Annotated in this window: 8 protein-coding genes; 3 read left to right on the forward strand and 5 right to left on the reverse strand. The window is 65.2% G+C overall.

Annotated features, from left to right (window positions below):
- Positions 1 to 8: 8 nt before the first annotated feature.
- From narI to E3T19_RS07065, 4 genes are read right to left on the reverse strand one after another with little or no spacing between them, the layout of a single operon-like run.
- Complete coding sequence (gene narI / locus E3T19_RS07050) at positions 9 to 764, reverse strand: respiratory nitrate reductase subunit gamma (RefSeq protein ID WP_134408461.1); 756 nt, start codon at positions 762 to 764, stop codon at positions 9 to 11.
- Positions 764 to 1,414 carry a nitrate reductase molybdenum cofactor assembly chaperone gene (gene narJ / locus E3T19_RS07055; RefSeq protein ID WP_088456582.1) on the reverse strand — a complete coding sequence of 217 codons (651 nt, stop codon included), beginning with the start codon at positions 1,412 to 1,414 and terminating at the stop codon, positions 764 to 766. The genes narI and narJ overlap by 1 nt, the downstream gene beginning before the upstream one ends.
- Entirely contained in the window at positions 1,411 to 3,135 is a 1,725-nt protein-coding gene (gene narH, locus E3T19_RS07060; RefSeq protein ID WP_088456583.1) for a nitrate reductase subunit beta, read from the reverse strand. The genes narJ and narH overlap by 4 nt, the downstream gene beginning before the upstream one ends.
- Entirely contained in the window at positions 3,135 to 6,863 is a 3,729-nt protein-coding gene (locus E3T19_RS07065) for a nitrate reductase subunit alpha (RefSeq protein WP_198418773.1), read from the reverse strand. The genes narH and E3T19_RS07065 overlap by 1 nt, the downstream gene beginning before the upstream one ends.
- 301 nt (positions 6,864 to 7,164) lie before the next feature.
- On the opposite strand from E3T19_RS07065, the gene E3T19_RS07070 reads away from it, so the two are divergent.
- From E3T19_RS07070 to E3T19_RS07080, 3 genes are all read left to right on the forward strand, one after another.
- Complete coding sequence (locus E3T19_RS07070) at positions 7,165 to 8,217, forward strand: iron ABC transporter substrate-binding protein (RefSeq protein WP_088456585.1); 1,053 nt, start codon at positions 7,165 to 7,167, stop codon at positions 8,215 to 8,217.
- Between the two features lie 98 nt (positions 8,218 to 8,315).
- On the forward strand, positions 8,316 to 9,770 hold the full coding sequence (locus E3T19_RS07075; protein ID WP_241980062.1) for an iron ABC transporter permease: 1,455 nt from the start codon (positions 8,316 to 8,318) through the stop codon (positions 9,768 to 9,770).
- Complete coding sequence (locus E3T19_RS07080) at positions 9,767 to 10,888, forward strand: ABC transporter ATP-binding protein (protein WP_088456587.1); 1,122 nt, start codon at positions 9,767 to 9,769, stop codon at positions 10,886 to 10,888. The genes E3T19_RS07075 and E3T19_RS07080 overlap by 4 nt, the downstream gene beginning before the upstream one ends.
- Here E3T19_RS07080 and E3T19_RS07085 read toward each other — a convergent pair.
- Positions 10,863 to 13,466, reverse strand: a complete 2,604-nt coding sequence (locus E3T19_RS07085; protein WP_166788819.1) for an AMP-binding protein — start codon at positions 13,464 to 13,466, stop codon at positions 10,863 to 10,865. The genes E3T19_RS07080 and E3T19_RS07085 overlap by 26 nt on opposite strands.
- Positions 13,467 to 13,544 lie beyond the last annotated feature (78 nt).

Raw genomic sequence — 13,544 nt, forward strand, 5'->3', positions numbered from 1 at the left:
TGCTCCGATCAGCGCTTATCGGGAGTGCGATCCTTGGTGCCGATGGGCGCCCACCCGCGCCGCGCCGGCCGTACCTGCCCGGCTTCTCGATCCCTGGACCGGTAGACGATGTAGGGCCTGAACAAGTAGTGCAGAGGCGCGGTGAAAGCGTGCACCAGTCGGGTGAAGGGCCAGATTGTGAACAACAACATGCCGACGAGGGTGTGGATGTGGAAGGAGAACGGAGCGGCAGCCATAGCCGTGACATCGGGTTGCAGGATGAACAGGGATCGGAACCAGGGCGACACCGTTTCCCTGTAGTTGTGGCCGTGCTCACCGCTGAAGACGCTGGCGAGAGTGGTCCAGAGGCCCAGGACGATCGCAGCTGTCAACACGACGTACATGATCTTGTCATTGGTGGTCGTGGCCATGAAAACCGGCCCCGTCTTGCGTCGTCGATAGATCAGGATCACGATCCCGCCGAGAGTGCATACCCCAGCGACTCCCCCGACCAGCAGGGCGTTGAGATGATAGAAATCCTGGCTCATCCCGAAAAAGAGTGTCCAGGACATGGGGACCACCAGGCCGAAGAAATGCCCGGCGATGACGGCTAGGAGCCCGAAGTGAAATATCGGGGATCCGATCCGCAGGAGGCGGGATTCGTAGAGTTGGGATGAACGGGTGGTCCAACCGAATTGGTCATAGCGGTAGCGCCAGATGGTCCCACCGATCAGGATCGCCACCATCACGTAGGGGAGAATGCCCCAGAGCAGCACGTCCCACATCATGAGCCGCCGTTCAGGGGAAGCAGACGGGGGTCGTAGGGTTCGAGGCCGACACTTTCGGCCGGTGGGCCGACGCCCGCCATGGTTTGGACGGCCTGTCGATCGGCGGGTGATGGGCCGGGAAGGGTGGCACAAATGCCCTCCACCACGGTGGCGTACGGTGACTTGTGCTCGGTGAGCGCGAGTCGGAGCATTTCGACACTGGGCCGGTATCGGATGAGCAGATCGCGACCCGCCATCGGGCCGGCCAACGCGGCGAACTCGAGAACCAGCGGTAAGAAGTCGGGCAGCTCACCGTGGGTGTTGGTCAGGTAGTCACTGCCCCGGTATACCTGCTTGAACTCAGCCAACACGTCACCCCGGCGACGGGTGTCGCCGTCGGTCCAATACGAGAGATAGAGCGGATGGTGCTTGCTCAGGTCGAACGTCTCCACGTAGGAACGCTCCAGGGTCCCCAACGCGGTGTTCTCGAGGTACCCGATGAACGCTGTGAGATCCGGTGCAGCCGGGCCGTGTTCGGCCAGCGCGGACCGCATCAACGCGCACCGTTCCAGGAGTTTGGCATCCGGGTACGACAGACACCAGGACGCGGCCTGATAGAACACGCGCTGCGCCAGGCTGTGCGCGGCGGCGGCTCGATCGCGCCTCATAGGGAGCCGCCCTTTTCCGTGGGCGGGCGCAGATCGCCCGGCGACGGGGCCGCAGCGCTTGGTCGGTCGCGTTTCTCGGGAAAGAGACCGGTCGGGCTACCGTTGCCGTCCCAGTTCAGTAGATTGACGCGGCCTCGGAGGGCCTGCTCGCCGGCGGGAGTATCGGACGTCTGCCGGTCTTTCAGCGCGTAGAAGTTTTCCACGGCCACGGGTGTTGGCCTGCCGCTCGCCTCACCGAACGGCGAGTCTTCATACATGCCCGGACCACCCTCAAAATCGACCGAGCACCCCATCTCCTCCAGGTCGTGTGCCTGCTCGACGTGTGCCTTGGGAATGACGTAACGCTCGTCATACTTCGCGATCGCCATCAGCCTGTACATCTCGTACATGGAGCCCGGCGACATCCCCACGGCTTCCGGAATCGACGGGTCGGGTTCCTGTTCCATCGTGATCGCCCGCATGTAGGCACGCATCGCCGCAAGCTTGCGCAACACCTCGGTGATCTTGTCGGTGTCGCCGGCGGTGAACAGCTCAGCGAGATACTCGACGGGGATGCGGAGTGCGTCGATGGCGCCGAAGAGATTGCCGCTGTCTTCGGCGTCGTGGCCCTGCTCGCTCAGCAGGTCAACGATGGGAGACAGCGGCGGCACGTACCAGACCATCGGCATGGTGCGATACTCCGGGTGCAGCGGCAGCGCCACTTTGTACACCTTGGCGAGCGCATATACCGGCGACTTCTTCGCTGCGTCGAGCCAGTCGGCGGGGATGCCCTGGTCGAGGGCGGCTGCGGCCACCTCGGGGTCGTTGGGGTCTAGGAGTACGTCCATCTGCGATTCGTACAGGTCAGTCACGTCCGTCACCGCGGCGGCGTCGGTGACCCGGTCGGCGTCATAGAGGAACAGACCGAGGTAGCGGAGGCGGCCGACACAGGTTTCGGAGCACACGGTGGGAAGACCGACTTCCACCCGCGGATAGCAGAAGGTGCACTTCTCGGCCTTACCGGTCTTGTGGTTGAAGTAGATCTTCTTGTAGGGGCAGCCGGTGATGCACTGGCGCCAGCCTCGGCACTTGTCCTGGTCGACGAGCACGATGCCGTCTTCGACGCGCTTATAGATGGCACCGGACGGGCACGACGCCATGCAGGAGGGGTTGAGGCAGTGCTCACAGATCCGCGGAAGGTAGAACATGAAGGTCTGTTCAAAGGCGAACTTGATCTTGTCTTCCGACTCCCGCCGCACCTTTTCGACGATGGGGTCGAGGTGCCCCATCTCCGGGGCGCCGCCGAGGTCGTCGTCCCAGTTGGCCGACCAGCTAATTTTGGTGTCCCGACCGGTGATCAACGATTTTGGTCGGGCCACCGGGAAGTCGTCTCCGAGCGGAGCGTCGATCAGGGTCTTGTAGTCATAGGTCCAGGGCTCGTAGTAGTCCTTCAACTCGGGCTGCACGGGGCTCGCGAAGAGTCCGAACAGCTTTTTCAGCCGTCCACCGCCCGTGAGCACCAGTCGGCCCTTCTTGTTAAGCTGCCAGCCGCCCTTCCACCGTTCCTGGTCTTCGTAGCGGCGCGGATACCCTTGTCCCGGCCGGGTCTCGACGTTGTTGAACCAGACGTATTCGGTGCCGGCGCGGTTCGTCCACGCTTGTTTGCAGGTCACCGAGCAGGTATGGCAGCCGATGCACTTATCGAGGTTCATCACCATGCCCATTTGAGCCATAACGCGCATCAGTACCGCACCTCCTGGGAACGCTTTCGTATTGTGGTGACCATGTCACGCTGGTTGCCGGTGGGTCCCAGGTAGTTGAACGCGTAGGACAACTGCGCATACCCACCGATGAGGTGGGTGGGTTTGACGAGCAGTCGGGTGGCCGAGTTGTGGATGCCACCTCGGCGGCCGGTCGCCTCGGACTTCGGCACATCGATCGTGCGCTCTTGGGCGTGGTAGACGTAAACGACACCCGCGGGCATCCGATGGCTGACGATGGCTCGGCACACATACACCCCGTTGGTGTTGACGCACTCGATCCAATCGTTGTCGGAGACGGAGATCGCCGCAGCATCCGCGGGGCTGATCCACGCTGTCGGACCTCCTCTGGACAGCGACAGCATGAAGAGGTTGTCCTGGTACTCCGAGTGGATCGACCACTTCGAGTGCGGGGTTAGGTAACGCACCGTGATCTCGGAAGTTCCATTCGGGCCAAACCGCGGTTCGCCGAACAGCCGCTGCATATCCAGCGGTGGTCGGTAGATTGGCAGGGCCTCGCCCAGGTCGCGCATCCAGTCGTGGTCGAGGAAGAAGTGCATCCGACCGGTGAGGGTGTGCCAGGGCTTCAGCCGCTCGACGTTGATGGTAAACGGGGAATACCGGCGCCCACCCGTCTCGGACCCGGACCACTCCGGGGATGTGATTACCGGAACGGGCCCCGCTTGGGTTTGCGCGAAGGTCACCCGCTTCTCTTCGGAGCCTTCGGCGAGGTCGGCGAGCTTCATGCCGGTCTGTTCTTCCAGTTCGCGGAAGCCTTGCACGGCAAGTTCGCCATTGGTCGTTCCGGAGAAGCTCAGGATGGCTTGGGCGAATTTCGCATCGGTATCGATGGCCGGGCGACCGTTGCCCGCCCCGCCGAGCATCAACCCGTTGCTCTGTGCGAGCCGCTCAATTTCGTGCTCCATCCGGTAGGTGATGTTCTTGACGGTGAAGCCGCGTTCCTCCGCGAGCGGTCCGACCGTGGCGAGCTTCTCCGCGATCGCGGTGTAGTCGCGCTCAACGATCGAGAAAACCGGCATGTTCTGACCGGGTACCGCCGGGATATCCGTGTCCCGCCAGTCGCGGACCACTCCACCGGGCTGGGCGATCTCCCCCGGCGTATCGTGTTGCAGCGGCACACTGACCAGGTCCCGCCGGGTGCCGAGATGCGTCTTAGCCTGGCGGGAAAACTCCTCTGCGAGCAGACGGAACGTGTCAAAGTCGGTTTTCGCCTCCCACGGCGGGTCGATGGCGGGGCTGAAGGCGTGCACGAAGGGGTGCATATCGGTGGAGGAGAGGTCGTGCTTTTCGTACCAGGTGGCAGCGGGAAATACGATGTCCGACAACAGTGTTGTCGACGTCATCCGGAAATCTGCGGAGACAAGGAAGTCGAGTTTTCCTTCCGGTGCCTCGTCGTGCCATTTCACGTCCCGGGGTCGGGCGGCGTTCACGTGGTCGGTGCCCATCACGTTGTTATGGGTGCCGAGGAGGTTGCGCAGAAAGTACTCGTTGCCCTTGGCCGACGAGCCGAACAGGTTCGAACGCCAGAGCACCAGGGTGCGCGGCCAATTCTCGGGAGCGTCGACATCGTCGATGGCCGGGTTCAACCGCCGGTTCTTAAGGGCGTTGGCGATCCAGGTCGGGGTATCTGGCGCCTCCCCCGCATCCACCGCCGCTTGGGCCTCATCGGCGAGATCAAGCGGGTTGCGGTCGAACTGCGGGTAAAACGGCATCCAACCGAGCCGGTTCGACTGAGCGAGGGTGTCCGCGGTGTGCATTCCATCAAAATGTCCTTCGGCGAGGGGGGACTTGAGGGAGTCGGCCGAGTACCCATCAGAGCGCCACTGATCGGTGTGCATGTACCAATACCCGGTCCCGATCATGGTCCGGGGCGGTCGGCTCCAGTCCAAACCGTTCGCGAGGGAAATCCACCCGGTGATCGGACGGGTCTTTTCCTGACCGACGTAGTGCGCCCAACCGCCGCCGTTACGCCCCATGCACCCGGTGAGCATCACCAGCGAGAGCACCGCGCGGTAGGTGGCGTCACCGTGGAACCACTGACAGATGCCAGCGCCCATGATGATCATGGATCGCCCCTTCGATTCCTCGGCGTTGCGGGCAAATTCGCGCGCGACCCGGATGCAGGCGGCAGCCGGCACACTCGTGATCTCCTCTTGCCAGGCCGGCGTATACGGGGTCGACGCATCGTCGTAGTCGGTGGCCCAGTCTCCCGGCAGCCCCGGACGGCCAACCCCGTACTGGGCGAGCATCAGGTCGAACACTGTGGTGACCAGGTGCCCGGCCACCCGCCGGACCGGCACACCCCGGGTCACCACCGAGCCCTCGCCGGAGGGCGCCTCGAAGCAGGGCATCCGAATTTCGGCGGTTCGGGCGGATGCGCCGCCGTCGGCCTCGTCGAGAAGGCTCAGGACCGGGTCGACACCCTCCAGGTCAAGGTTCCACTTGCCCTTGCCCGCCTCCCCATACCGGTAACCGATGGACCCGTTGGGCACCACTGGAGCGCCGGTGGCCGAGTCGATCAGAACCGTCTTGAAGGCGGCATCAGGAGTGTTCGCCTGGTCGGGTAGGTCCGTCGCCATCAGGAATTTAGTCGGCACGAGGCCACCGTCAGCGTGCTCCTCGATGCGGACGAGGAAAGGCAGATCGGTGTAACGGCGTACGTATCCGCTGAAGTACGGAACCTCGCGGTCCACAAAGAACTCCTTGAGCATCACGTGGCCCATTGCCATCGCGAGCGCAGCGTCTGTGCCGGCCTGGGCGGGCAGCCACTCGTCGGCGAACTTCGTGTTGTCGGCATAGTCCGGACTGATCGCGACCACCTTCGTGCCCCGATACCGCACCTCTGCCATGAAGTGCGCGTCGGGCGTACGTGTCACTGGAACGTTCGATCCCCACATCATCAGGTAGGTGGAGTCCCACCAGTCCCCCGATTCAGGCACATCGGTTTGGTCGCCGAACACCTGCGGAGAGGCCACGGGGAGGTCGGCGTACCAGTCGTAAAACGATGTCATTACCCCACCGATGAGCTGAATGAACCGGTTTCCCGCCGCGTGAGACACCATCGACATGGCCGGAATCGGGGAAAAGCCGGCGCACCGGTCCGGACCGTACTTCTTGATCGTGTGAACGTGGGCGGCAGCGGCGATCTCAACCGCCTCCTGCCACGGAATGCGAACGAGCCCGCCTTTCCCTCGCGCCTTCTGGTAGCGACTGCGCCGTTCAGGGTCATCTACAACGTCTGCCCAAGCGAGCACGGGATCTTTCAGCCTCGCCTTGGCCTCCCGGTACATCTCGACGAGCACACCTCGGCCGTACGGATACCGCACCCGTGTTGGCGAATAGGTGTACCAACTGAATGCGGCACCCCGAGGACACCCGCGCGGCTCGTACTCCGGACTGTCGGGGCCGACCGAAGGGTAATCGGTCTGTTGCGACTCCCAGGTGATGATGCCATCGCGAACATATACCTTCCACGAACACGATCCAGTGCAGTTGACCCCGTGGGTGGAACGCACCACCTTGTCATGACTCCACCGGTCACGGTAGAACACATCACCCTTGCGCCCGCCCTCACGGAACACCGCGCGTCCATCATCTGTCTGGTCCCACCGCGTGAAAAAACGGCCAAGCGCCAACATGGTGTCCGACGCTTTCCCGTCCAAACCGGCAGGCACTGAAGCAGCTGCCATGGCCAAATACTATATTTCGCCCTCCCAGCGCGCTAGTGATCAGTGAGCTTTCGTCACGTCGGTGTTTCCGGGCGCACCGTGCACCACTACGTCATCTTCGATCACTTGGGACGAGAGGCCGCCAACACCTGGTGGAGGCGCGGACGAATGCGTGGAACGGTACGTGCCCGCAGCAGCCATCGTTCTAGGGTTGGTGAACCACGGCATACCGATTATCGTCACAGCGATCGGCGAGGCAGCACGATGCGCGCACTGGTGGCTTAGGATTGCCTTACCTGCCCCATGGACTGAAAGGTCCCCAATGCTCTTTCCCCTGCGTCTCGCGCGCCTTGCCCCCGTTGCCATCGCCGCACTACTCGTTGCCGGCTGCTCAGCGAGCGGCCCGGGCGATGATTCGAGCGACAGCCAGGATGGTGGCACTTCCGACGGCGCGCTCGTCGTGTACAACGCCCAGCACGAGGAGCTCACCACAGAGTGGGCCGACGCCTTCACAGAGGAATCCGGCATCGAAGTGGTCCTCCGCAATGGCGATGACAGCGAATTGGGCAACCAACTGGTGCAAGAGGGCGCCGCCTCTCAAGCCGACGTTTTCCTCACCGAGAACTCACCGGCGATGTCGCTCGTCGAGAAGGCAGGCCTGCTCGCCCCGGTCGATGAGGCCACTCTCGCGCTCGTGCCGGAGCAGTACCGACCTTCATCGGGCGACTGGACCGGCATTGCCGCCCGCTCGACTGTGCTCGTCTACAACCCTGACCTTATTTCCGAGGCAGAGTTGCCCACCTCGCTCCTGGATCTAGCCGACCCTGAGTGGAAAGGCCGCTGGGGTGCGGCCCCGGCGAAGGCGGACTTCCAGGCCATCGTCTCAGCTGTGGTCGAGACGCAGGGCGAAGACGCCGCGCTGGAGTGGCTCGAGGGTCTGGCAACGAACGCCACCGAGTACCGCAACAATATCGTCACCATGAAGGCTGTCAGTGCCGGTGAAGTGCCCGTCGGCGTCATCTACCACTACTACTGGTACCGCGATCAGGATGCCGCGGCGGAAGACAGCGGCAACACCCAGTTGCACTATTTCGGCAACCAGGACCCGGGCGCCTTCGTAAGCGTGTCCGGTGGCGGCGTGCTCAAGAACGCCCCGCACGCCGACGAGGCCCAGCAGTTTCTTGCCTTCATTGCCGGAGAGCAGGGCCAAGAGATCCTCGGCGAGGGGTACAGCTTCGAGTACCCGGTAGCCTCGAACGTTCAGGCGAAGTCCGAACTTCCACCGCTTGACGGCTTGGCGGCCCCGGTGATCGACCCTTCAGCCTTGAACGGCCCGAAGGTTATCGAGCTCATGACGGAAGCCGGTCTACTCTGACTACGCACCTAACCCGGCCGCCGTTAGTCGCCACGCCAGCGCGTCGCGCCTCCGGCGGTCTCATCACGCTCGTCGCCGTTCTTGCCCTCGGCGCGCTCGTGCCCATCGGCTACGTCGTCCAGGCCTCGGTTGCCATGGGCTGGGACGAGCTTTCGACGCTGGTGTTCCGCCCGAGGGTCGGCGAGCTGCTCGTCAACACTGTGCTCCTCGTCGTGATCGGCGTTCCGGCATCGGTTGTACTCGGGGTCAGCGGCGCCTGGCTGGTTGAGCGCACAGCCCTGCCGGGGCGCCGTGTCTTCGCGGTGGCACTGGCTGCGCCGCTGGCGATTCCCGCCTTCGTCGCCAGTTACGGGTGGGCGAGCGTTGTGCCCTCGATCAGCGGGCTGTGGGGCGGTGTGCTCGTCGCGGTCACCGCGTATTTCCCCCTCGTGTACCTGCCCGCGCTGGCGGCGATCCGGGGCCTCGACCCCGCACTCGAGGAATCCGCGCGTTCGCTCGGTATGGGCTCGTGGACGGTGCTCTTCCGGGTCGTGTTACCGCAGCTGCGCGTGGCGGTCCTGGGTGGCGCCCTGGTGGTCGCGCTGCACCTCCTGGCGGAGTACGGCGCCTTTGCCTTCCTGCGCTTCGACACCTTCACCACCGCCATCGTTGTCGCATATCAGACAACCTTCGCCGGGCCGAACGCGGCCGCACTCGGGCTGGTGCTCGTGCTGCTGTGTTTGGTCCTGCTTGTCGCTGAGTCCCTCGCCCGCGGCCGTGCACGCTACGCCAGGGTAGGCGGCGGTTCGCCGCATCCGCCGGCCCGAGTACCGCTGGGACGCCTCGCCCCGCTGGCGGTCGCCGGGCTGGTCTGCCTCGTCACGGCCTCGACCCTCGTGCCGTTGACAAGCGTGGTGCGCTGGTTGTTCCGCGCTGACACGGCCGACCTCGGGCACCTCGCATCGGCGACGGTCCAGACCCTCGTCCTGTCGCTTGCGGGAGCCGCCTGCGCGATCGCCGTCGCACTCCCCTTCGCCTGGTTGGCGGTGCGCTACCCAGACCGGCTCTCGCGCGTCCTCGAAGGAGCCGCCTACCTCGCCAGCAGCCTTCCCGCGATCATCGTCGCGCTCGCCCTCGTTGCGACGACCCTCGCCATCGCCCCCACTCTTTACCAAACTGCGTTCACGGTCATCGCCGCGTACGTCGTGATCCTCCTGCCTCGTGCGCTCGTTCCGCTGCGAGCCGGCCTGTCGCAGGTGCCCGAGTCGTTGGAAGAGGCCGCTCGATCGCTCGGCGTCCCACCTTTCGTCGCGCGCCTGCGGGTCACGGTGCCGCTACTCGTGCCGGCGGCGTGCGCAGGCGGCGCCCTTGTCGCGCTCGGTGCGGCGAACGAACTCACCGCGACACTGCTGCTCGCGCCGACCGGCACCCGCACGGTCGCGACCAGCTTCTGGTCCGCGGCTTCCTCACTCGACTATCCGACCGCTGCCCCCTACGCCGTGGTGCTGGTGCTGCTCTCGTGCCCGGCCGTCGCCCTCATGTTCGCCCACGCAACCGGACGGAGCCTCCGATGACCCTGCACCTCTCTGGCATCTCGAAGTCGTTCGGCGCGACGGAGGTGCTCCGCGACGTCACCCTCGAGGTGCCGGACGGCACCCGAATCGCCCTGGTCGGGGCGTCGGGCAGCGGCAAGAGCACCCTGTTGCGACTCATCGCCGGCTTCGAACGACCTGATACCGGCACCATCACCCACGACGGCCGGGAGATAGCCGGCCCGCGATCGAGTCTGCCTGCGCACCTGCGCGGCATCGGCTACGTCGCACAGGACGGCGCACTGTTCCCGCATCTGTCCGTCGCCCGCAACATCGCGTTCGGACTGCCCAGGGCGGCCAGGAATCACGCGCGTGTGCGCGAACTGATGGAATTCGCCTCTCTCGACGCCAGGCTGGCCGCCAGGATGCCGCACGAGCTTTCGGGCGGACAGCAGCAGCGGGTCGCTCTCGTTCGCGCCCTCGCGCAGCGACCCAAGGTCATCCTGCTTGATGAGCCGTTCAGCGCCCTCGACACGGGTCTCCGCGCCCAGACCCGGCAAGCGGTCGTCGATATGCTCGAGCTCAGCGACGTGACGGCCATTCTGGTGACCCACGACAGAGACGAAGCGCTCTCATTCGGGCAGCAAGTCGGTGTGCTCGCGGGCGGCCGACTGGTGCAGGCCGGTACGCCGGCGACCGTCTTCGACTCTCCGATCGATGCCCGTGTCGCCGAGTTCCTGGGTGACGTGGTGCTCGTGCCGGCGCGCCCGGCGGGCGCCGACGCGGTGGACTGCGCCTTGGGACGCCTTCCAGTGCGGCACGACCGCAGCGGCGCGGCCGCCACCCTGTTCGCGATGGTTCGGCCCGAGCAGCTGCGTCTGGCGCCGGCTGCGGATGGCGGCAACGCGACTGTCATCAACGTCCGGTCAACCGGTGCAGGCGCCGAACTCACGCTGGCGTTCGACGGCGGCGAGTTCCCGGCGGAGGCGACGCACCGGGTGCCGTTGCACGCGGCGGCGCAGTTCACGGCCGGACGCTCCGTGCAGGTTTCTGTCGATGGCGGGGTGGTGCTCTACCCTCAGCCTGGCGCGCCGGGCCAGAAGTCAGCCCTGAGCACGCCTAGACCTGCACCGGTCACTTCTGTCGCGCCGTCGAGGTAACACGCGTCGACCAAATCGCTCCTCTGACCCCACCGCTCACCAGCGTGTACCCACGCCAGGCGATGACACCGACCATGAGCGAGAGCACAGTCCCGAGCCACGGCGCATCCTGCTCGAACGGCGGGTACACCTGCCAGTGGGTGAGGTAGATGAACATCGACGCTCCAGCCAGCGCGACGACAGCGGGCACCAGTAGTCGTGGCACGCGAATAGCCGGTACCCAGACCAGCACCAGTGCGCCGCCGGCGAGGATGGCTTCGCGCAGCGGATCGTCGAAGAACCCGAACGAACTCACCCCGATGACCATCGAAACGAGGACTCGCCTCGACGTGCTGTCGGCTCGCGCGACAAGCCAACCGAGCGCGATGAGCCACACGACCACGGGTCCGCTGTAGCGCTCGACATACTCGGCATGCGGCCCGGCGAAAACGAAACGCGCCACGAGGGCGACGGAGAATGCGACGAGGGCGAAGCCGAACGGCCACCGCCGCTCCAACCGGTCCACCGGCCGGATGGCGAACAGGACGGCAAGACCGACGAGGGTCCACAGAAGCGCTTCGAGAAACCAGAACTGCCACTGTTCATTCCACCGCCCGTCGCCCGGCACGAGGTTGTTCACTAGCAGGACAGTGGTGAGGCTGTACTGGCCGCTCAGGAGGGCGACAGCACCGATCCAGAGCACCGCGGGCACCGCGAGTTCGGCAGCGCTGCGACCGAGGCCACGGAATCTGGGCCGCCCCGGCACCGATGCGAGTTGAAAGCGGGCAAGGTTGTATCCGGCGACGGCGAGCAGCAGGTGGGCGCCACCTTTCAGGCCGAACAAGTCGGCGTGCGTGCCGACAATGAGCACGATGGCGACCGCCCGCAGCACGGCCGGAGTCTCGAGGCGCACCAGATGTGCGAAGCGAGGGCGGCGGCCTGCATCGACGGAAGCGCCCGGCGCACCGGGGCCTGCTTCCGCTCGCGCTCTGTCGGCGTTCTCGCGCACCTCTGTGGCGAACGCCGCCAACTCCCGAACTGAGCGGGTCGGCCAGTCCCTGGGCAGCTCCCCGAGCATCGCCTCGAGCCGAAGCGACACTTCGATGTAGCTGAGCGAATCGCCGCCGAGCCCGGCAAAGGAGTCGTCTAGGCTCACTTCAGGTCGGGACAGCAGCGTCGAGAGTAAATCGCGAATCATGTCGGGTGCGACGCCGCCCCCGTGTGCCTTGCTCACGTGGCACACCGAGTCAGAGGTCGATTCGACGCGATCCTGGAGTGCCGCGAACCGCACGAGAGCCGCCGTGTCGGGCTTTCCGCTCGAGGTGCGAGGGAACTGGGCTATCGCATACGCGCCGATGACCCGCATGGGAATTCCGACGAGGGCGGCGGCGCGCTCGTGGGCGCGTTGGGCTGCGCGATCCGAGGTGGCGAAGAGAAGCAGCCGTTCATCGGAGCTGGCCACGCGCACCTCGATCCCTTCGTCGAGGAGGAGCCGTTCAACTCGGTCGAGGTCGATTCGCAATCCGAAGATTTTGACGAAACGGTTCATCCGGCCGACAATCTCATACAGGCCGTCGGCGCGCCGGCGCGCGAGGTCCCCCGTCCGCAGTTCGTGCACGGTGCGACCGAGTTCGAAATCCGCCGGTGTCTCGGCGTAGCCGAGCATGACGTTCGGCCCCTCATAGACGAGCTCACCCTGACTACCGGCCGGAGCCTCCGTGCCATCGTGGGCGTCGATGCGGAACCGGCCGCCGGGAATTGGTCGACCGATGGCACCGGCAGAGTCCTGGAGCAGATCGGGCGGCAGGTAGGCCATCCGAGCCGTGGCTTCAGTCTGGCCGTACATCACGAAGAGTTGAAAGCCCCGTTCGTCGCCAATACGGGCGAACCGTCGGATGACTTCCGGAGCGAGCCGACCGCCCGCCTGGGTCAGGTACCGCAGGCTCGGCACCGAACGCTCGGCGAAGTCGCCGGCCTCCAGCATCTCGAAGGTATAGGGCACGCCCGCAAATGAGGTGATTCCATGGGCGGATGCCTCGTCCCAGAACTCCTCGTCCGTCACCGATCGCTCGGTGAGAAGGATGCTTGCACCGGCGAACAGATGGCTGTTAACGACCGAGAGCCCGTAGCAATACTGCAGCGGCAGGGTCGTAGCCGCGCGATCATCAGGTCCGAGGCGCAGGTACTCGCCAATGGATGCGGCGTTGCTTCGCAGGTTGTCGTACGAGAGGCGCACGAGCTTGGGGGATCCTGTCGACCCCGACGTGCTGGCGAGTAGGGCCAACTCCGGATGGAATTTGTGTGCGCTGCCGGGGTGGCGCTCCTCGAGTGTCCACCCTTCTGGGCCGTGGCCGGCAATGACATCGGGCCGGAAACGCTCGGTGAGGGCGGCTCTGTGGATCAGGCTCGCCTCATCTGAGGCGCCGGGAACGAGGAACACGGGGTGCCCGCCCTCGAGTGCGGCGAGGTAGGTCACAATCGGCTCCAGCCCATTAGCCGCCGCGATCATCACCAGGCGACGGGTCTCGCCAAGCTGCGTCCGACGCGCCCGGATGAGCAGAAGTAGCTCGGCATAGCTGATTCTGACGCCGTTGCCCACGAGGGCGGTAGCGTCCGACCGACCGCCGAGAAGGGACAGGCTGGGAACAGAGACTAGCGAGGGCATAGCGGGCGACTT

The organism is Cryobacterium sp. TMT4-31 (assembly GCF_004403385.1).
Lineage (GTDB): Bacteria > Actinomycetota > Actinomycetes > Actinomycetales > Microbacteriaceae > Cryobacterium > Cryobacterium zongtaii.